The following is a 251-nucleotide window of genomic DNA, read 5'->3' as shown; positions in this document are numbered from 1 at the left end:
ATTTTTACAATTGACCAGCCCTCTCCTACCGCAACCGACTTACCTTTAAGTTGCTCCATATGCGAAATTGGTGGGTTATTTTGCTGATTTACGATACTTAAAGGTAAACTTACTATTGGCGAGCTAAGCATTCCTAAGGCATCATTTGATTCGCTATACAATACCGGATGAAGCATATCAATCTGTTTATTTTCAAATAAATCTAGTAATTCTTGCCAACTCAGTCCGTTAATATAATTTACCTTAATACC

The 251-nt window shown here is 35.9% G+C and carries 1 protein-coding gene; it reads right to left on the bottom strand.

Annotated elements, in window-relative coordinates; genetic code table 11:
• On the bottom strand, positions 1–251 hold a 251-nt coding region (locus SB724_RS21155), incomplete at both ends, for a type 2 periplasmic-binding domain-containing protein (RefSeq protein WP_410572958.1).

Source organism: Bacillus sp. SIMBA_031, assembly GCF_046535225.1.
Classification (GTDB): Bacteria; Bacillota; Bacilli; order Bacillales; family Bacillaceae; genus Bacillus; species Bacillus velezensis.
The sequence above is the reverse complement of the archived record's forward strand: the minus strand, read 5'-3'. Positions and strand labels throughout refer to the sequence as shown.